The sequence below is a fragment of the Streptomyces sp. NPDC036822 genome (assembly GCF_055609145.1).
In genome coordinates this window covers 276594-295132 of record NZ_JBVJPY010000005.1, presented here as the reverse complement: position 1 = coordinate 295132, position 18539 = coordinate 276594, and the positions used below count along the sequence as shown (strand labels likewise).

Genomic DNA, 18539 nt, shown 5'->3' with positions numbered 1-18539 from the left:
TTCGGCCGGTCGGTCCGTCCGGCCGTCCGTCCCTCTGTCGCGGGGAGGAGTGCCTCCGTCGCACGGAGGATTGCGCCCGCCCGGCGCGGGCACCCGCACGCCGTGCGTCACCCGCCCGACGGTGGCGGCCGGGCGGGTGACAGCGCTTTTCGACCCGGAGGGACCGGGTAGACGCCCAGGCCGGAAGGGACGCGCCCCGCCGGGAACGGGGCGGAGCGGCACCGAGGAGAGGGTGACTCATGACGGACGAGAGCATGGCGGACGACGTCTACCAGCCCACGGGCGGCAACGAGGAGCAGGAGGACGCCGCGCCGCTCGACCTCCAGGACGCGGTGGACGAGCGCGACTACGACGACGTCCTGGACGAGGGGTACTCGCCGCCGGAGAAGCCGCTCGGAGTGACCAAGGTGGGCACCACCGCGGCGGAGCAGCGGGACGGCGAGACGCTCGACCAGCGCCTGGCGCAGGAGGTGCCGGAGGCGGGCGAGGACGACACGGACGGCATCGGGGACCTGCCCGACGGCGAGGGCGAACCGCTCGACCCGGAGGCCGGCGGCGAGCGGGCGGGACGGCTCGTGGCTCCGGACGAGGGCGCGCACGAGGACACCGACAAGGAGCTCTTCGCCTCCGACGTGGGCATCGACGCGGGTGCGGCCGGCTCCGAGGAGGCGGCCATGCACGTCGTACCCGAGGAGGAGCTGGACGACCCGGAGGGACCGGGCGCATGACCCGGGTGCCACGGGCCGCTTCCCGGGTGCCACGGACGGCGCCCGGGGCGGCAGGTGCCACCGCAGTGGCGGGGAGGCCCCGATGGGCGTGACGCAGCGCTACGCCGTGGCCGCTTCCGGGCAGTGGTGGGACGAGGACGCCAACCAGCGGCAGCCGGCCGGGGAGGTTCACGCCTGGGAACAGGGCAGGAACGCGACCGTCTGCGGTCTGTCCCTCAGCCGCTCGCAGCTCGGGCGGTTCCCCCACGTGGCGTGGCCGGAGACGTTTCCCGAATCGGGAGGTGCGGCGGACCGTGTGCGGCGGGTGTGCCCGCGCTGCAGCGCGGCGGTGGGCGGCCGAGCACGCGGCGGGCACCCCCAGTGGGAGCGCATCGACCCCAGGCCCTGAGCCGCCGCCTGCCTGGCGGGCAAGCGGCCCGTGGCACCCGGATCCGGCGCGGGCGCCCGAAGGCAGGCCCGTGCTTCCCGGTCCCGGCGGCGGCCGTCCCGGAACCGCGCCCGGACCTCTCCGTCCCGGCGGCCGTCCCGGAACCGCGCCCGGACCTCTCCGTCCCGGCGGCCGTCCCCTGACCGCGCCCGGACTTCCCCGTCCCTCCGGCACCGGGCTCCCGCGAGAGACGGCCGCTCGGTCGTCCCGCCTTCCGTTCCGACCGCCTCCTCGTGGCCCGTATGGCCGTCGGGTCTCACCCGAGCGTCGCGATCCATCCCGCCGCGGCGCCGGCGAAGGCCACGGCGGCCAGCGCGAGGGCGAGGGTGCGGCGACGGAGGTACGCGTATCGGTCGCCGTACTCGGTGCGGAGTTCGGCGATGCGTACGGCGACGGCCCCGAGCATCTCCCTGCGCAGCGCGAGGTGCTCGTCGGCGAAGCGGCGGGCGATCTCGTCGCGTTCGAGGGGGCCGAGCCAGGACAGGCCCCGGGCGAAGTCCTCGCCCGCCCGCCTCGCCTCCTGACGGGCGGCCTGGCTCATGAGATAGCCCTCGAGGCGGGCCATGCCCGCGGCTGTGTCGTCGCGGTCCATCACGCGCTCGCCTCAGTGCGGCGCCTGGCCGTCACGGCCGGCGTCGGGCCCCTGGTGGGTCGCGGAGGAGGAGTCGTCGAAGACGTCGCGCTTGTCGCTCTTGCCCTGGTCCAGCGCGGCCACCTCGGGGAACGAGAGGTCGAACGCCGGGGACTCGGAGCGGATCTTCGGCAGGGTGACGAAGTTGTGCCGCGGCGGCGGGCAGGAGGTCGCCCATTCCAGGGAGCGGCCGAACCCCCACGGGTCGTCGACCGTGACCGGCGGCGCGTATCTGGCGGTCCGCCAGACGTTGTAGAAGAAGGGCAGACTGGACAGCCCGAGCAGGAAGGCCCCGATGCTGGACACCGTGTTGAGGGCGGTGAAGCCGTCGGCGTCCAGATAGTCGGCGTAGCGCCGGGGCATTCCCTCGGCTCCCAGCCAGTGCTGGACGAGGAACGTGGTGTGGAAGCCGATGAACAGGGTCCAGAAGTGGACCTTCCCGAGGCGTTCGTCGAGCATCTTCCCGGTCATCTTCGGCCACCAGAAGTAGAAGCCGGCGAACGTGGCGAAGACGACGGTGCCGAAGACGACGTAGTGGAAGTGCGCCACGACGAAGTAGGAGTCGGTGACGTGGAAGTCCATGGGGGGCGAGGCCAGGATGATGCCGGTCAGACCGCCGAACAGGAACGTCACCAGGAACCCGATCGACCACAGCATCGGTGTCTCGAAGGACAGCGATCCCTTCCACATGGTGCCGATCCAGTTGAAGAACTTCACGCCCGTGGGGACGGCGATCAGGAACGTCATGAACGAGAAGAACGGCAGCAGCACCGCGCCGGTCGCGAACATGTGGTGGGCCCACACCGTCGCCGACAGACCCGCGATGGCGATCGTCGCGGCGACCAGGCCGATGTAGCCGAAGATCGGCTTGCGCGAGAACACCGGGAAGATCTCGGTGACGATCCCGAAGAACGGCAGGGCGATGATGTAGACCTCGGGATGCCCGAAGAACCAGAAGAGGTGCTGCCACAGCAGCGCGCCGCCGTTGGCCGCCTCGAAGACCTGCGAACCGAACCGCCGGTCCGCCTCCAGCACCAGCAGCGCCGCGGCCAGGACCGGGAAGGCCAGCAGCACCAGGACGGACGTCAGCAGGATGTTCCACGTGAAGATCGGCATCCGGAACATCGTCATGCCCGGGGCGCGCATGCAGATGATCGTCGTGATGAAGTTGACGGCACCCAGGATCGTCCCGAACCCGGCGAACGCCAGCCCCATGATCCACAGGTCGCCGCCCACGTAGGGCGTGTGTTCGGCGTTGTTGAGGGGTGCGTAGGCGGTCCAGCCGAAGTCGGCCATCCCCTGCGGCGTGAGGATGGCGCCGAACGCGATGAGGCCGCCGAAGAGGAAGAGCCAGTAGGAGAACATGTTCAGGCGGGGGAACGCGACGTCGGGGGAGCCGATCTGGAGCGGCATGATCGCGTTGGCGAATCCCGCGAAGGTCGGTGTCGCGAACAGCAGCAGCATCACCGTGCCGTGCATCGTGAACGCCTGGTTGTACTGCTCCGGGGACATGATCTGGATGCCGGGCCGCGCCAGCTCGGCCCGGATGAGCAACGCCATCACTCCGCCGGCCAGGAAGAACACGAACGACGTGATCAGGTAGAGGTGTCCGATCATCTTGTGATCGGTCGTGGTCACCCACGAGATGACGGCCGCACCGCGGCTTCGACGACGCACGGGCAGGGGGGTTACCGGCTCGGTCGACGTCGCCATGGAGACCTCTCGCAGAAACGGGCACCGGATGCGCGCGGGGGTGACTCACCACTTCTACGACAAATGCCCCTGCCGCGCCCGCGCGCGGCACATGCGCGTACGGGTGAATCCGCATATGGGGTGACGTTTCGTCACGGTTGCGGTCCCCCACTCGGCCGGACGAGGACGCCCCGGACCGCGCGGCGGGGCTGGTCCGGACGGGGCGGGGGCAGGGGCGGTACGGGGGGCCGGCACGCGACACGGCGTGCCGGTCAGGAATCGAGAAGCGCCGGTCACCGAGCCGCAACTAACGTGACAGCCATGGACATCACCATTCACACGACCGCCCTTCCGCACGACGACCCGGACGCCTCCCTGGCCTTCTACCGCGACGCCCTCGGCTTCGAAGTCCGCAGCGACGTCGGCCAGGGCAAGATGCGCTGGATCACGGTCGGCCCCGCCGGCCGGCCCGAGACGTCCATCCTCCTGGCGCCCCCGGCCGCCGACCCCGGGATCACCGAGGCCGAGCGCCGCACGATCGTCGAGATGATGGCGAAGGGGACCTACGGCTGGATCCTGCTGGCCACCCCCGACCTCGACGGCACCTTCGAGAAGGTGCAGGCCCGTGACGCCGAGGTCGTCCAGGAGCCGACCGAGCAGCCGTACGGCATCCGTGACTGCGCCTTCCGCGACCCGGCGGGCAATCTGATCCGCATCCAGGAGCTGCGCTGAGCCGTCGGGCCCGGCCGACCGGCACGCCGGCCGCCGAGTGGGCCGACCCACGCGTGAGGCGCCCGGCGTGACAGGACCCCGAGCACGGACGAAAGGAGATCACTCTCATGTGTCATCCCGCTTGGGCGCGCGCGCTCACCGCCGCGCACCATCTGAGCGGCCTCGCGCGACTGCGCCGCGTACGCGACCGGATCGACCGGGAGTACGCGCGGCCGCTGGACGTCGAGGCACTCGGCCGCGACATAGGCATGCCGGCCGGACAGCTCGGCCGGCAGTTCCGAGTGGCCTACGGCGACTCCCCCTACGGCTATCTGACGAAGCGTCGCATCGAGCGCGCGGCCGCGCTGCTGCGGGGTGGCGGCCTCAGCGTCCCCGAGGTCCGCTCCGCCGTCGGCTGCCCGTCGCCGGGCATCTTCCGCACCCGCTTCACCGAGCTGGTCGGCGTGCCGCCGAGCGCCTACCCGGGCTCCGCGACGCGCGCGTCCGATGCGTCGGGCGCGTCCGCCAGCGCCGTGCCGGGCAGGGTGCCGCCCCCGGCCCCGAGACCGGTCAGGAATCGAGAAGCCCCGGCGACCGCGCCGAGACTAGCGTGACGGACATGAACTCCCTCGCATCCGTCACCCTCGAGGTGGCCGACCCCACGGCCGCCGACCGCTTCTACACCGCCGCCTTCGGCCTGGACACCTGGCTGCGACTGCGCGCCTCCGAAGCACCGACGACCGGCTTCCGCGGCTTCGCCCTCGCGCTCACGGTCTCCCAGCCGGGCACCGTCAGGAACCTGGTCGACGCCGCCCTCGACGCCGGGGCCACGTCGCTGAAGCCCGCCGCGAAGTCGTTCTGGGGCTTCGGCGGTGTCGTACAGGCCCCCGACGGGACCATCTGGAAGATCGCCACGTCGGCGAGGAAGGACACCGGTCCGGCCACGCGGCAGATCGACGACATCGTGCTCCTGCTGGGAGCCACGGACGTGATCGCCACCAAGCAGTTCTACGTCGAGCACGGCCTCGGCGTCGCCAGGAGCTTCGGCCGCAAGTACGTCGAGTTCGAGGCCGGGCCCGGTCCCGGTCCCGTGAAGCTCGCGCTGTACGGCCGCCGCGCCCTGGCCAAGGACGTCGGCGTCCCCGCCGACGGCACCGGCTCGCACCGGCTCGTGCTCGGCGCCGGCGGGGACGTCTCCGGGCCCTCCGGCGACCCCGACGGGTTCGCCTGGGAGGCCGCCTCGCTGACCCCCGCCCCCTGATCCCGTCCCGCGGCGCCACCGCACCGCGGGGGCGCGGGGACCCGACCGCATCGAACGACGAAGCCGCCCGAAGAACGACGTGACCGGAGGAAGACGATGGCAAGCGCGCCACCACGAGGGATGGAGGAGCGGCTGCGGGACACCCGTGCGCGGCTGGAGAACGACATCGACGTCTGGGTCGCGACCGCGGGCCCGGCCGACCCTGCCGACCCGGCCGGTTCGACGGGGGCCCATCTCGTCCCGCTCTCCTTCCTCTGGGAGGGGACCTCGTTCCTCGTCTCGACACCCCGCGCCTCCGTCACCGGCCGCAACCTCCTGGCGGACGGCCGGGTGCGGCTCGCCCTCGGTCCGACGCGCGATGTCGTCGTCGTGGACGGCACGGCCGAACCGGTGGACCTCGCCGACCTCGCCCCGGGGACGGGGGACGCCTTCGAGGCCAAGACCGGCTTCGACCCGCGCGAACTGGACGAGCCCTACCAGTACTTCCTGATCCGGCCGCGCCGGATCCAGGCCTGGCGCGAGGCTAACGAGCTGCGGGGGCGCCACCTCATGCGCGACGGCCGCTGGCTCGGCTGAGGCCCCTTCCTCCTCGACCCGGCGGAGGCGGGCGCGCCGGGGCCGCCGGCCGGAACGGCCGGATCGGAAGCCCTCACCGCCCGCGACACCCCTGCGATATAACCGGACCATGATCTACCACGTGGTCTCCCACAGCGACTGGACGGCGTCCCCGGACGAGCCCTACTCCCCCGCCTCCCTCGCCGAGGAGGGCTTCGTCCACTGTTCGCCCGACGAGGCGACCACCCTCGCCGTCGTCAACGCCTTCTACCGGTCCGCCCCGCGCCCCCTCCTCGTGCTCGTCCTCGACGAGAGCCGCCTGACCGCCAGGACGGAGTGGGAGGAAGCGGTTCCGGCCCCGCCGCCGGGCGTCGCCGAAGGCACGCGGTTCCCCCACGTGTTCGGGCCCGTCGACCGCCGGGCCGTCGCCGGGATCCTGCACGTCACGTGGGACGAGGACGGCCGGGCCACCGGCACGGAGCAGGCCGGCTGACCCTTCGCGTACGTCCGGTCCTCCCGCGTACCTCCGAAAAGCGGGCCGAGCGTTGATCGCGGATCAGCGGCGATTGCTAGCCTGGGACCGCCTCGTACGACAACCGTTGGAGTTCGCGTGAGTGATGGGCCTGCTCGGGACCTGGTGGGTACGGTGCGTCGTATCGACTCGCTGCTCGACCGCATGGGATTGAACCGCGAGGACGTGCTGCGGGTGGAGGGCGAGGGCGGACTCTCCTACGCCTCCGGCGTCCCGGCGCAGGAGGTACGGGAGATGCTGCGCGGCGAGCCGCACGCCGTGCCCCGGCAGGGCGGGGACGTGGTCGAGGAGCGCCACCGGCGTGTGGTCGAGCGGATCCTCTTCCTGCGCGCGACGCGGCTGCGCGCGGCGGCGGACGGCAGCCGGCGGCCGTACACGCTGGCCGAGATCGCGGTCGGCGCGGGGACCAGCGCCCAGTGGCTCGACAAGATGATCAAGACGGGCCGGGCGCCCAACCTCGACCACGCGGCGGGCATCGCCGGATTCTTCGGCGAGAAGATCGAGTTCCTGGTCGCCGAGCCCACCGAGGCGCTGGACCGGGTCCTCCAGCAGATCCACAAGGACCTGCTGGAGCGGACCGTGGAGCGCCAGGACCAGGATCTGCGACGGCTGAGGAACGCCGGATCCGCCGGCGAGGTCGATCCCTCGCTCGGTGTGGTCGGATACGCCGCACGCGCCCTCGCCGACGTACCGGACGACACCGCGCAGCCCTTGATCGCCCTCATCGAATCCGTCGCCCGGCGCTCCCGCGAGGAGCGGGCTCGGGAGGCGCGTGCGGCTCTCGAGACCGGTGGGGCACAATGACCCTCGGGTGGTCGCGACGGGCTGAAACCGCGCCCCACCAGCGGTAACGCGCAACGGGCGATGCATGGGGGGCTGTGCATCCGGTACGAAGGACGGGTGGCAGGTCGTGGGGGTCTCGCGCGAGATGAAGCGGCATCGTGACGAGCTGATCGCGGGTCTGCCGCAGCCGGTTCCGCATGAACCGGTGGAGCTGATGAAGGCCATCTGCGGGGGCGCGGCGAAGAGCAGCGGCCGGGAAGTCCGCCTCATGCTGGAGGAGTTCCCGCCGGACACGGTGACGGGTCTCTGGCTCGACCTGGGCGACCACCACCTGATCGCCGTCGAGGCGAACACCTCGCCCCTGCATCAAGTCGTGATTCTGGGCCACGAGTTGTGGCACCTCAAGGAGGGTCGCTGCGGCCATGGCGGCGGGGCCGGCGCGAAGGCGGCGGCCCGCATGCTGGGGGACCGGTGGAGCCTCGCCGACGCGGTCACCCATGTCGCCGCGCGTACGGAGCCGGACCTCGAAGAGGAGCGGCGTGCCGAGAAGTTCGGCCGGATGCTGGCCGACCGGTGCAGGCCCTTCCTGGAGGGCCGGCGCGCCGCATCGCCGTCCGCCGGGGTGGCCGGCCGCATCTGGGCGTCGTTCAGAGGATGACGCCGCAGGAGAGCGTGAACCTCTACATACCGGCCGCCGCGCTCGGCCTCGTCCTGCTGGTCAAACTGCCGTCGCTGGTGCGGCGTTGGCGCACCCCCATGGTCTGCAGCGTCAACGCGGTGATCTTCTTCCAGGCGGCGGCGTTCTTCTTCTCCGCACCTTCCACGATCGTGTTCGTGAACCGCGTGACCAAGATCGCCAACTTCTCGGCGCTGATGGTCTACTGCCTTCTCTCCGCCTACGCGTGCGCCTGCCGCGTGCTCATGGAGAACTGGCGCGAGGACGCACGGGTCGCGCCCCGCACGCGCCGCCGGGTCAGGCGCTGGATCTGGGGCCACGTCGCCGTGGCGGTCCTGCTCGTCGTCTGCTTCACCCTGGGCGAGGCGCCGGTCGAACGGCAGCGTGACTTCGAGACCTATTACGCCAACACGCCGTTCATACGCGAGATGGTGCTGCTCTGCCTGCTCGCCTGCACCGCCGCGGCGGCCGCGGCGGCCGCCGCGTGCCGGAAGTGGGCACGTGACATCCGCCGGAAGTGTCCCGAACGGAAGTCACCGGCCGGAGGGGCGCTGCACATCGGGCTCTCCGTCCTGACGCTCGGCTTCCTGACCAACGTCACCTACGGGGTCGCGAAGCTCGTCGCCGTGGCGGGCGCCTGGGCGGGCCACGACTGGGAGTCGGTCAACCAGGTGGGCATGGCCTTCGCCTGCCTCGGCACCGTTCTCGTCGCCGCCGGCTTCCTGATCCCGCTCGTCGTCCCGTGGCTCACCGCCCGCGTTTTCGGGCCGCTGTGCATGCTGCGCGCGCTGGGCCCGCTGCGTCGGGCCGTACGCGCCGGCTGTGACCGCGACGGGCGGATGCGGCTCACCACTCCGTGGTACGCGGGGCCCGGACGGCGGCTCACGGACCGGATGACCGACATCCACGACCGGATGCTGGAGCTTGGGGCGTACTGCTCCGAGGACGTACGCGCCCACGCCTACACCCGGGCACGCCGGGCCGGGCGGACGGAGAGCGAGAGCGTGGCGACCGGTCTGGCCGCCATGATCACGGCCGCGGCCGACGCGCGCGCCCGTGGCGTGCGCGCCGACCCGGCGCAGGGCGCGGCGGCGATCCGGGCGCTGCGCGCCGCCGAAGCCGAGCACCATGACCTCCTGGTCGGCATCTCCCGGGCCCTTGGCGATCCCGCGGGCCTGCCGGTCGGGCCGTCGGCCCGGCCGGCAGGGCTTCCCGCCCGGGCCGACGGCCCGGCCGGGCCGGAGCGACACTCCCCCGGGCGCTCCCCCGCGGGGCCCGATGGCAGGGAGGTCGTGGAGCCGCCGCCCGGCGCGCCGGTGACCGGTTGAGGCTCGGCGGGCCCGAGGCCGTCTCCGGCCCGGGACCGCCGCGGCCGCCGCGCCTCCGCTGTGGCGGACGGGGGCACGCGGCTTCCGCCGCCGCCGGCTCGGGCCGTCTCCGGCCCTCGCCGACCCGGCCGGTCGCCGCCCGGTTCGAGAGGGCGGGCCGGCCTGAGAGCGCGGCCCGGGGGCCGGGCCGCCTCTCGGTGGGTGGTCAGGGACGGGCCCACTTGGTGTTGGCGCCGCCGTCGCAACCCCAGAGGCCGAGTCCGGAGCCGTTGGCCGTGGCCTGGCCCCAGACGTTCATGCACTGCCCGGGGTTGAGCTGGGCGGTGATGGTGGCGTCGCCGTTCACGTTCCACTTCTGCTCGGCGCTGCCGTCACACGGCTGGACCGAGACGCGGGCACCCTGGTTCGCGCCCTTGTCGGCGGTGAGGCACTTGTCGCCGCCCACGCGCAGTTCCTTGGCAGCGGTGGCGTCCCACTGCTGGTTGGCACCGCCCCAGCAGTCCCAGATCATCGCGCCGGTGGTGCCGTTCCAGTCCAGGCAGCGATTGGACTGCGCGCCGCGCAGGACGGAGCTGGCCCAGCGGGTGCCCTGGTCCTGGGCGTGGACGACGAGGGAGTTTCCCTCCAGGGCGGCGTAGGCGCCGGCGCCGTTCCAGGTCTCGGTGACCCAGAGGTTGCCGCCGCGGCCCTGGCCGCCGTCCGCCCTGTAGAGGACGAGGTTGCCGTCGTCCTGCATGTGCAGGTACGAGTACCAGCTCCAGGCGTACTTGCCCCACAGCTCGCGGCCGGAGGACGCCTCGCGGACGAGGGCGTTGCCCTGGATGTCCATGATCAGCACGGTCTGGCCGTTGGTGAGCCAGGAGCCGGGCATCAGCTTCGCGCCGGGGGCCAGCTTGTCCCCGCGCGGGGAGGTGTCACTCTGCCACAGGAGCTTGACGACGCCCGTGCCGCCGGTCGTGGTGGTGACGGTGGACAGGACGAGGTTGGCGTCGGCCTGCAGCGCCAGCCGCGCGCCGGGGTTGCCGTTCGTCCTGGACGACCACAGCGCGCTGGTGGGGTCGGTCTCCTGGGCGTCCTTCTTGTAGACGACGAAGTTGCCGTCGGCCTGCATCTTGGCGTACGCGCCGGGGTTGCCGCTGGTGCCGGAGATCCAGAGCGCGCCGCCCTGGTTCTCGCCTCCGGCGCGGTGGTAGAGGGCCAGGTCGCCGTTGGACTGCATGACCAGCTTGGCGTTCGTCGTCGAGATCGTCTCACCGGACCGCAGCGTGTCGCCGGCCTTGAGGACGACGGGGCGCTGCTTGACGGATCCGATCCACGAGGCGAGGTCGTCGGCGCGCGCGGCGACGGCTCCCTTGCGGGTCTCCGTGGCCGGCGCTGCGAAGCAGCCGCCCTGCCACGAACGGCTGTTGACGGCGACCAGCCTGCCGGCCGCGTCGAGCACCGGGCCGCCGGTGTCACCCTTGCACAGGACGTCGGTGCCGTTGGCGGAGTCGAGCGCGACGTCGCCGGTGGTGACGTTGGTGACGGTGAAGGCGCCGGTGTGGAGCTTGTCCGGGACCCACTCGGTCTTGGTGCGGCCGAAGCCGGAGGCCGTCAGGGCGGTACCGGCGGCGGGAGCCGCCGTGGCGAGCTTCACCGGCGTGATGTCCCGCACCGAGCGGTCCAGGCGGGCCAGGACCAGGTCCCGGTCCGTACGCGGGGCCAGCTCGACGACGGTGCGGACCGTGCCGCCGCCGAGGGTGGCGGTGGTCGGGCGGGCGGGCTTTCCGGCGGGCACCGCCCCGCCGGGCTGCTCGGCGAAGCAGCTGGCGGCGGTGGCCAGCCAGAGCTCGTCCACCAGGGTCGCGGTGCAGCCGCGGTTGTCGGGCCACTCGCCGACCGTCAGCTGGACGGTGTGCGCGAGCGTGGCGGCGGTGGCGGGGGTGCCGACGGCAGCCTGGGCGGAGCCGGCGAGGCCCGTGACCGCGAGGGGGGCGGAGAGGAGGGCCGCGCCGAGGGCGGCGCGTATGGAGGGTCTTGCGGTGTGCTGACGCTTCATGTCACTTCCTGGAAGCAGGGCTGGGAGCTGTGGGGCGGGGACGTCTCGCGTCCTGGCCGGGGGCGGGGCGGCGGGCCGGATCGGCGACCGGTCCGGCGGTCCTGTCCCGCGGCGGCATCGGCGGCCGGTTCCGCGGCGGGGCCGGCGTGTCGCCGTCCTCCGGCTGCGGGGCGGCTACGGGGCGGCGCCGACGCCTACTTGGTGGTGCGGATCTCCATGAGCATGAAGTCGCGGGCCTGCGGGTCGACGCTCTCGCCGACCGGGGTCCAGGTGTTCTTCCTGATGTCGAAGGACTTCTCCTCGTCGCCGACGGTCATGTCGACCTCCGTGGAGTAGGTGTTGCCCTTGATCGAGTAGACGGACGGGAGCTCCAGGGCGAGGTAGCCCCGGGTGCCCGTGACCTTGAAGCAGAACCGCTCCTCGTCCTGACGCGTCCAGACCTCCAGCAGGTCGGTGGCGCTGCCGCACTCGGCGAGGAGGATGTGACCGTCGCCGCGCTTCAGGACGATGTTCTTCTCGGCAAGGATCTTGTCGGCGTTCGGGTAGCCGAAGTCCTCGACGGCGTAGCCCGGGCCTTCCTCGGCGACGGCCTTCATCGCGACGGCGTCCGTGGCGTCCGCGTTCGCGGTGGGTCCGCCGGCGGTCGCCAGCCACGCCAGGGCGCCCGCGGCCGTGGCCACGGCCACTGTGCGGACGAGTGTTCTGAGTGCCTTCATGCCTGTTCCAGTCGTCGGTTCCGGTCCTGCCCGGAAGAGGTGTGCCGTACTGATGTGAAGGCTCGTGTCCAGCCAACAGGAGACGCGCCCATGGCATCTCGATGGCGTGAAGCCCCCGACTTCGAGCCGGATCCTAACCGAACACCGGGCCGGTAAATCAAGTCCGTGAAAACGAGCATGACGTCTCGTCACGGAAATTCCCCGCATCGATTCAAAACATGAGGCAGGGCCGTCCGCGAGAGCCTGAAGGGTGGTTGCGCAGCCCAAGCGATGCGTTCAGGACACCCGCAGAGAGTGACCTGCCTCACACTGCTCCATCGGCAACACCGCTCGTTTCAGGCCGATTTGGCAGCCTGGTGTCCGATTTGGGAGTCGCGTTTCAGCCAGCGTCAGGCTTGTTCACGCTCCAGTGATAAACGGAAGTTGATTGCTCATCAACTACCGTCTGGTCATCGTCGTGCGTGCCACGTAAGGTCATGCCGCGCACCCCTCGGGCCTTGCACGTCTGCCATGGCCCGACGAATAAGAACGCGATTCACACTTGCTGTCCTGGCTCGGGCCGCACTGTTTTGCGGGTGTGCCAGGCGTCGAAAGCGAAGGACCGTTTTGGACACCACCTATTGGAGTAGACGGCGCGTTCTCGGCGCCATCGCGGCCACGACGGCCGTCGTCACCACCTCCAGCCTCGTGCTCAATCCCGCCGCCGCCTGGGCCGAGACCCCGGCGACGGGTGACGACGACAGCGACCCGTTCCGGCTGCCGGACACCGACCGGGCGAAGGTCGTCAAGGCATGGCTGCTGGGCGGGACGGCCGTGCGGACCGCCGCGGCGGCGGCCCTGACCGGCTCCGACGCCGACGTACAGAACTTCCTCACCGTCAGGCTTCCCCTGGAGTCGGCCGAGGACGACCGGGTCGCGGTCATGAGCGGTCTGGCGATGGGCGGCAGGGGAACCAGGCGCGAAGCCACCGCCGCGCTCGCCAACGGCAGCGCGGCGGTCTCCGCCTATCTCGCCGGCGGGTTCAAGGCCGCCATCCAGGAAGACCTCCGGGTCGCCACCTCCACCGTGATGGGCCGGGGCGGCAAGGGAGTGAACCGCGCCGGCGACGCCGCGCTGAGCGACGGCTCCCAGGCCGCGCTGGAAACCTTCTTGACGGCCGGTCAGTACAGCGCGCGCCTGCAGGACATGCGCGTCGAGATCTCCAGGATGCTGGTGCAGGCGGGTCCGGAGGTGCAGAAGTACGCCGACCGTGCCCTGTCCGGCACCGAGTCCGATGTCGAGTGGTTCCTCGAGACCGGGCAGCACATCGCCCGGGCGCGGGATCAGGAGCGGGCGACGATCGAGGAGCTCGTCGCCGTCGTCGAACGCGAGGGCAGGAAGGCGGACGCCAAGACCAAGGAGGCGGAAGAGGCTTCCGCCCGAGCCGTCGAGGCGGCCGGGAAGGCCAAGGACGCCGCGCAGAAGGCCGCGGCCGAGGCCGAGGCGGCTCAGAACGACGTGGCGAAGGCCGGCAAGGCGGCCCGCAGGGCCGCGGACGCCGCGAAGGGCGCGGCCGATTCGGCGCGGGTCGCCATCAACGCCTCCCACGCCGCCGTGCAGGCGTCCCGCCGCGCCGCGTACGCCGCGGCGGCGGCCGGCCAGGCCGCCGCGAACGCGGGCTCCGCCGCCGCGCGGGCCTACCACGCCGCCATCGCGGCCTCCAAGGACGCCTCCCAGTCGGGCCTCGCCAGGGACGCCGCCGTCGCCGCCCGCAACGCCGCTGCCCGGGCCCGCGGCGCGGCGGCGGCCGCCGACCGCGCCTCCGAAGCGGCGAGTGCCGCCGCCGGGGCGGGTGCCGCCGCCGCGTCCGCGGCCCGCAACGCCTCCTCGGCCGCGAGCGCCTCGGCGAGCGCAGCCGCGTCGGCGGGCGTGGCGCAGGCGGAGGCCGCCGAGGCCAAGCGTCAGGCGCAGATCGCCTCGACCAACGCCAACATCGCGACCAACGCCGCCGGTACGGCCCAGGCTCTGGCCAACGCGTCGGCGGCGGCCGCCCGGACCGCGCGCGACGCCGCCAACAGCGCGGCCGCGCACGCAGAGAAGGCCGCGGACGCCGCCGAGTGGGCCGTGCAGTACGCGGGCCAGGCGGTGGACTACGCGAACAAGTCCACGCAGTTCGCCAACGAGGCCACCACGGCCGCGAACAACGCCACCGAAGCGGTCGTCAAGGCGGTCGAGGTGGAGAAGGCCGCCCGTGAGGCGGAGTGGCAGCGTCTCGGCGAGGAGACGCAGCGGGCCGTCGAGGAGATGCGTCTGATCACGCGGCTCGAAGCCGAGGACCGGTCGGACATCGAGCAGAAGCGTACTCAGGCGCAGCAGACCTCCCAGGCGACGAAGGACCTCATCGCGCAGGCCGAGGCGGCCCTGCGGGCGGGGGAGACCGCTTCCGCCACCGCGCTCGGGCGCAAGGCCGCCGTCGTCATGATGGATTCCAGGGGGGCATGGTCCCGGGACGCGGCGCGCTTCGCGCTGGCCGGCACGGAGGCCGACGTCCACGCCTGGATCGACACGGCCCGGCAGCTGGCCCAGCGGCAGGACGACCGGGAGACCGTCCTCCACATCGCCAGGACCTACAGCCCGGACATCGCCTTCGCCGCCACCGGGGCGCTGGAGAGCACGGATCCCGACGCCGCGACGACGTTCCTCACGGACGGCGTGATCAAGGCCGCCGCGACCGACAACCGCGTGCTGATCAACCGCGTGCTGGCCGGCAACCCCGGCCGCGCGGTGCAGGAGGCGGCGTACGCGGCCCTGGACGCGGGGACTCCCGCGGCCCTGCACCAGTTCCTCGCCCTGACGTTCGAGAAGGCCCAGCGCGAGGACGACGCCGTGGCCACCTCGACGCTCCTCCACACCGGCGGGCGCTACACCCAGGCGTACGCCCAGGCGGCGATGGAGGGCCCGGCCTGGATGCGCCGCAACTTCGTCGCGTCGGTCCAGTTCGACACCGCCCAGCTGGACTACGACTCCGACACCCACATCGCGGCCATGCAGGGCGCGATCGCCGCGGCAGCCAAGATCGCGCACAAGGCGCAGGAGGACGCCGCCCGTGCCCAGGAGGCGGCGGCCAAGGCCCGTAACGCTGCCGCCGAGGCGGTGCAGTGGGCGCAGAAGGCGCAGTTGTCGGCGGAGAAGGCCGCCGGCGCCGCGCAGCAGGCCAACTCGTACGCCAACGACGCGGAGGAGTCGGCGGCGAACGCGCAGAGGTCGGCCGACAAGGCGAAGCAGGCGGCCTCCGTCGCCCGCACGGCCTCGCGCTCGGCCAACTACTCCGCCACGCGGGCCGGCGAATCCGCCCGCAGCGCGATCGCCTCCGCCAACGCCGCCCAGGCGTCGGCCGCGTCCGCCTACGCCTCCGCCATTCAGGCGGGCAAGAACAGCCGGGAAGCGGCGACCGCGGCGGCCGAGGCGCACCAGATCGTGGTGCAGAAGCGCGCGACGGAGGCCGCGGCGGCCGCCAGGCAGGCGGCCGAGGAGGCGCGCGCCTCCAAGCAGGCGGGTACCAACCCTGCCGACACCGCCGAGTACGACACCGTGAAGGACGACGGCGGTCCGTGGTGGACGGATGCCAAGAAGTGGGCCGACTACCTGCACACGGCCGGCATGGTCACCGGGCTCGTGGGCGTCGGGGTGGGCGTCGCGGGCATCGTGATCCCGCCCGCGGCGCCGGTCCTCCTGCCGATCGGTTTCGGGCTCGGTGTCTTCGGCACCGTGCTCGACGGTGGCAGCGCGATCGCCTACGGCATCGGCTACGGCTGGACCAGCGCGGAGTTCAAGAAGCAGCTCTCGATCACGGCCCTGGGCATCGTCACCCTCGGCCAGTCGAGGTGGATCCATGCCGCGGAGGGCGGCGTGAAGGTCGTCAAGCACCTGTCGGAGCTGGGGTCGGAGGCCGTCGCGCCGATCGTCAGCTGGCTGAGCGGCAAGAAGAAGCACTGACGCGGTAGCGGACCGCACGGAAGGCGCCTGACCGGAACGGACCCGGTCAGGCGCCTTCTCGGCGTGCCCGGAACCGGAGTCCGGAGGGACGGCACGTCCACCGGGCCGGGAGACGGAAGGAGACGGGAGCCGGCCGCGCCGCCTCCGATGCGGCGCGGCGGTCGTCGGAGGGAGGCGGGGTCGGCACGGCAGGTGACGCGGGAGGCGCGCCTGGGGAAGGGTGACGGGGGGGAAGGACACAGCCGGAACCGCACCGACGAGCGCTGCCAGGAGAGAGAGTCATGAGAATGCTGATCAACGTCCCGGAGACCGTGGTCGCCGACGCGCTGCGGGGCATGGCGGCCGCGCATCCCGAGCTCGTCGTGGATGTCGAGAACCGTGTCGTCCTGCGGCGGGACGCGCCGGTCGCCGGGAAGGTCGCCCTGGTGTCCGGGGGCGGGTCCGGGCACGAGCCGTTGCACGCGGGGTTTGTGGGGCCGGGGATGCTGGCGGCGGCGTGCCCGGGCGAGGTCTTCACGTCACCCGTGCCGGACCAGATGGTGCGGGCCGCCGCCGCGGTGGACAGCGGGGCGGGGGTGCTGTTCGTCGTCAAGAACTACACCGGGGACGTGCTCAACTTCGAGATGGCCGCCGAGCTCGCCGAGGACGAGGGCATCCAGGTCGCCAAGGTCCTGGTCGACGACGACGTGGCCGTGACGGACAGCCTCTACACCGCCGGGCGGCGCGGCACGGGCGCGACGCTCTTCGTGGAGAAGATCGCGGGAGCCGCCGCCGAAAAGGGCGCTCCGCTGGAGCGCGTCGAGGCCCTCGCCCGGCGGGTGAACGAGCGGTCGCGCTCCTTCGGCGTGGCGCTGAGCGCCTGCACGACACCCGCGAAGGGCAGCCCCACCTTCGACCTGCCGAAGGGCGAGCTGGAGTTGGGGATCGGCATCCACGGCGAGCCGGGGCGGGAGCGGCGCGCGATGATGACCTCGCGGGAGATCGCGGACTTCGCCGTCGATGCCGTACTGGACGACCTGCGGCCGTCGGGTCCCGTCCTCGCACTGGTCAACGGCATGGGAGCCACGCCGCTGCTCGAGCTGTACGGGTTCAACGCCGAGGTGCAGCGGGTGCTCGGCGAGCGCCGGGTCCCGGTCGCCCGCACGCTCGTCGGGAACTACGTGACCTCCCTCGACATGGCCGGCTGCTCGGTGACGCTCTGCGAGGCCGACGAGGAACTGCTACGCCTGTGGGACGCGCCCGTGCGTACGGCTGCGCTGCGCTGGGGCCGGTGAGAAGGAGAGTGCCCGACGTGACCGGACCGACCGAACCGACCGAACCGACCGAAGCGACCGCAACACCCGTACCGAACGCGCCGACCGCACCGGCCGGCCCCGGCAGCGCCGCCGAGGCCGCCGAGGCCGCCGAGGCCTACGCGTCGGCCGAGGCCACCCGACCGACAGCGGCCCGCGGGGCCGACGCGCTCGACGCCGCGTTCTTCCTGCGCTGGCTGGCGGTCGCCGCGGCCGCCGTCGACCGGGAGGCGGACCGACTGACCGACCTCGACTCCGCGATCGGCGACGCCGACCACGGAGCCAACCTCAGGCGGGGTTTCGCCGCCGTGACGGACGTCCTGGCGAAGGAACCTCCCGCGACGCCGGGAGGTGTGCTCACCACCGCCGGACGACAGCTGATCTCGACCGTCGGCGGCGCCTCAGGACCGCTGTACGGGACGCTCCTGCGCCGCACCGGCAAGGCGCTCGGCGAGACCCCGACCGTGACGCGCGAGGCGTTCGCCGACGCGCTGGCGGCCGGGGTCGCCGCCGTCGCGCAGCTCGGTGGAGCGCGTGTCGGCGACAAGACGATGCTGGACGCGCTCGTCCCGGCGGCCGAGGCGCTGCGCGCGTCCTTCGGAGCGGCCCGGGCCGCGGCCGAGGAGGGTGCGCTGGCGACCGTGCCGCTCCGGGCGCGCAAGGGCCGCGCCAGCTATCTGGGCGAACGCTCGATCGGGCACCAGGATCCGGGCGCCACCTCGTCCGCGCTGCTGATCGCCGCCCTCGCGGAGGTGGTCCCGTGACCGGCGGCCGGGTCGGCATCGTCCTCGTCTCGCACAGCGCCGCCGTGGCCTCGGCCGTCGCCGAACTCGCCCGGGGCCTCTCCGGTGGCGGCGCCACCGCGCCGATCCTGCCCGCCGGAGGGACTCCGGACGGCGGTCTCGGCACCAGCTCCGAACTGATCGCCGAGGCGGCGAAGGCGGTCGACCAGGGCGCCGGTGTCGCCCTGCTGGTCGATCTGGGCAGCGCCGTACTGACCGTCAAGGCGCTCCTCGCCGAGGGCGACGAACTTCCGGAGGGTGCGCGGCTCGTGGACGCGCCCTTCGTCGAGGGCGCGATCGCCGCGCTCGTCACGGCCACGGCGGGCGGGGATCTGGCCGCCGTGGAGGGGGCGGCCGCGGAGGCGTACACGTACCGAAAGGAGTGAGAGAGGGCGCGAGAGACTCGTCACAC

General features: G+C 72.7%; 18 protein-coding genes. 14 read left to right on the top strand and 4 right to left on the bottom strand.

All coding sequences use genetic code 11. From position 1 onward, the window contains the following. Positions 1 to 239 precede the first annotated feature (239 nt). The gene (locus ACZ68P_RS14565) at positions 240 to 728 is read left to right on the top strand and encodes a DUF5709 domain-containing protein (RefSeq protein ID WP_471005943.1); all 489 of its coding nucleotides are present in this window, start codon (positions 240 to 242) and stop codon (positions 726 to 728) included. 82 nt (positions 729 to 810) lie between these two features. Continuing rightward, a complete protein-coding gene (locus tag ACZ68P_RS14560; protein ID WP_471005942.1) occupies positions 811 to 1116 on the top strand; it encodes a hypothetical protein in 306 nt (101 codons plus the stop codon). 295 nt (positions 1117 to 1411) lie between these two features. On the opposite strand, the gene ACZ68P_RS14555 is transcribed toward ACZ68P_RS14560, so the two are convergent. Both ACZ68P_RS14555 and ctaD read right to left on the bottom strand, forming a co-directional pair. After that, on the bottom strand, positions 1412 to 1747 hold the full coding sequence (locus tag ACZ68P_RS14555; RefSeq protein ID WP_471005940.1) for a hypothetical protein: 336 nt from the start codon (positions 1745 to 1747) through the stop codon (positions 1412 to 1414). 12 nt (positions 1748 to 1759) lie between these two features. Then, complete coding sequence (gene ctaD / locus ACZ68P_RS14550; RefSeq protein ID WP_471005937.1) at positions 1760 to 3499, bottom strand: aa3-type cytochrome oxidase subunit I; 1740 nt, start codon at positions 3497 to 3499, stop codon at positions 1760 to 1762. 300 nt (positions 3500 to 3799) lie between these two features. On the opposite strand from ctaD, the gene ACZ68P_RS14545 reads away from it, so the two are divergent. The 8 genes from ACZ68P_RS14545 (at position 3800) to ACZ68P_RS14510 (ending at position 9324) form a co-directional block, all read left to right on the top strand. Beyond that, the gene (locus ACZ68P_RS14545; protein ID WP_471005936.1) at positions 3800 to 4210 is read left to right on the top strand and encodes a VOC family protein; all 411 of its coding nucleotides are present in this window, start codon (positions 3800 to 3802) and stop codon (positions 4208 to 4210) included. 107 nt (positions 4211 to 4317) lie between these two features. Beyond that, on the top strand, positions 4318 to 4803 hold the full coding sequence (locus ACZ68P_RS14540) for a helix-turn-helix transcriptional regulator (protein WP_471005934.1): 486 nt from the start codon (positions 4318 to 4320) through the stop codon (positions 4801 to 4803). A 5-nt stretch (positions 4804 to 4808) separates the two neighbouring features. Beyond that, positions 4809 to 5450 carry a glyoxalase gene (locus ACZ68P_RS14535; protein WP_471005932.1) on the top strand — a complete coding sequence of 214 codons (642 nt, stop codon included), beginning with the start codon at positions 4809 to 4811 and terminating at the stop codon, positions 5448 to 5450. Positions 5451 to 5546: 96 nt separating this feature from the next. Continuing rightward, positions 5547 to 6026: a pyridoxamine 5'-phosphate oxidase family protein gene (locus tag ACZ68P_RS14530; protein WP_471005931.1), complete on the top strand. Its 480-nt coding sequence runs from the start codon at positions 5547 to 5549 to the stop codon at positions 6024 to 6026. A 109-nt stretch (positions 6027 to 6135) separates the two neighbouring features. Further along, a complete protein-coding gene (locus ACZ68P_RS14525) occupies positions 6136 to 6498 on the top strand; it encodes a DUF952 domain-containing protein (protein ID WP_471005930.1) in 363 nt (120 codons plus the stop codon). A gap of 117 nt (positions 6499 to 6615) precedes the next feature. Next, the gene (locus ACZ68P_RS14520; protein ID WP_471005927.1) at positions 6616 to 7341 is read left to right on the top strand and encodes a hypothetical protein; all 726 of its coding nucleotides are present in this window, start codon (positions 6616 to 6618) and stop codon (positions 7339 to 7341) included. 124 nt (positions 7342 to 7465) lie between these two features. Then, the gene (locus ACZ68P_RS14515) at positions 7466 to 7978 is read left to right on the top strand and encodes a toxin-antitoxin system, toxin component (protein WP_471005925.1); all 513 of its coding nucleotides are present in this window, start codon (positions 7466 to 7468) and stop codon (positions 7976 to 7978) included. Positions 7979 to 7992: 14 nt separating this feature from the next. Then, complete coding sequence (locus ACZ68P_RS14510; protein ID WP_471005923.1) at positions 7993 to 9324, top strand: DUF6545 domain-containing protein; 1332 nt, start codon at positions 7993 to 7995, stop codon at positions 9322 to 9324. Positions 9325 to 9529: 205 nt separating this feature from the next. Here the strand turns inward: ACZ68P_RS14510 and ACZ68P_RS14505 are convergent, their stop codons facing one another. Then, positions 9530 to 11362, bottom strand: a complete 1833-nt coding sequence (locus ACZ68P_RS14505) for a trypsin-like serine protease (protein WP_471005921.1) — start codon at positions 11360 to 11362, stop codon at positions 9530 to 9532. A gap of 194 nt (positions 11363 to 11556) precedes the next feature. Continuing rightward, the gene (locus tag ACZ68P_RS14500; protein WP_471005919.1) at positions 11557 to 12078 is read right to left on the bottom strand and encodes a hypothetical protein; all 522 of its coding nucleotides are present in this window, start codon (positions 12076 to 12078) and stop codon (positions 11557 to 11559) included. Positions 12079 to 12684: 606 nt separating this feature from the next. Between ACZ68P_RS14500 and ACZ68P_RS14495 the strand changes: the two genes are divergently transcribed. The 4 genes from ACZ68P_RS14495 (at position 12685) to ACZ68P_RS14480 (ending at position 18513) form a co-directional block, all read left to right on the top strand. Beyond that, a complete protein-coding gene (locus ACZ68P_RS14495; protein ID WP_471005917.1) occupies positions 12685 to 16053 on the top strand; it encodes an ALF repeat-containing protein in 3369 nt (1122 codons plus the stop codon). A 281-nt stretch (positions 16054 to 16334) separates the two neighbouring features. Further along, complete coding sequence (gene dhaK / locus ACZ68P_RS14490) at positions 16335 to 17327, top strand: dihydroxyacetone kinase subunit DhaK (RefSeq protein WP_471005914.1); 993 nt, start codon at positions 16335 to 16337, stop codon at positions 17325 to 17327. A 206-nt stretch (positions 17328 to 17533) separates the two neighbouring features. Beyond that, entirely contained in the window at positions 17534 to 18109 is a 576-nt protein-coding gene (gene dhaL, locus ACZ68P_RS14485; protein ID WP_471006379.1) for a dihydroxyacetone kinase subunit DhaL, read from the top strand. Next, positions 18106 to 18513, top strand: a complete 408-nt coding sequence (locus ACZ68P_RS14480) for a PTS-dependent dihydroxyacetone kinase phosphotransferase subunit DhaM (protein ID WP_471005912.1) — start codon at positions 18106 to 18108, stop codon at positions 18511 to 18513. The genes dhaL and ACZ68P_RS14480 overlap by 4 nt, the downstream gene beginning before the upstream one ends. Positions 18514 to 18539: the final 26 nt, after the last annotated feature.

Coding starts and splice junctions, on each gene's coding strand:
- ACZ68P_RS14565 (WP_471005943.1), top strand. CDS start 240: ATGACGGACGAGAGCATGGCGGACGACGTCTACCAGCCCACGGGCGGC.
- ACZ68P_RS14560 (WP_471005942.1), top strand. CDS start 811: ATGGGCGTGACGCAGCGCTACGCCGTGGCCGCTTCCGGGCAGTGGTGG.
- ACZ68P_RS14555 (WP_471005940.1), bottom strand. CDS start 1,747: ATGGACCGCGACGACACAGCCGCGGGCATGGCCCGCCTCGAGGGCTAT.
- ctaD (WP_471005937.1), bottom strand. CDS start 3,499: ATGGCGACGTCGACCGAGCCGGTAACCCCCCTGCCCGTGCGTCGTCGA.
- ACZ68P_RS14545 (WP_471005936.1), top strand. CDS start 3,800: ATGGACATCACCATTCACACGACCGCCCTTCCGCACGACGACCCGGAC.
- ACZ68P_RS14540 (WP_471005934.1), top strand. CDS start 4,318: ATGTGTCATCCCGCTTGGGCGCGCGCGCTCACCGCCGCGCACCATCTG.
- ACZ68P_RS14535 (WP_471005932.1), top strand. CDS start 4,809: ATGAACTCCCTCGCATCCGTCACCCTCGAGGTGGCCGACCCCACGGCC.
- ACZ68P_RS14530 (WP_471005931.1), top strand. CDS start 5,547: ATGGCAAGCGCGCCACCACGAGGGATGGAGGAGCGGCTGCGGGACACC.
- ACZ68P_RS14525 (WP_471005930.1), top strand. CDS start 6,136: ATGATCTACCACGTGGTCTCCCACAGCGACTGGACGGCGTCCCCGGAC.
- ACZ68P_RS14515 (WP_471005925.1), top strand. CDS start 7,466: ATGAAGCGGCATCGTGACGAGCTGATCGCGGGTCTGCCGCAGCCGGTT.
- ACZ68P_RS14505 (WP_471005921.1), bottom strand. CDS start 11,362: ATGAAGCGTCAGCACACCGCAAGACCCTCCATACGCGCCGCCCTCGGC.
- ACZ68P_RS14500 (WP_471005919.1), bottom strand. CDS start 12,078: ATGAAGGCACTCAGAACACTCGTCCGCACAGTGGCCGTGGCCACGGCC.
- dhaK (WP_471005914.1), top strand. CDS start 16,335: ATGAGAATGCTGATCAACGTCCCGGAGACCGTGGTCGCCGACGCGCTG.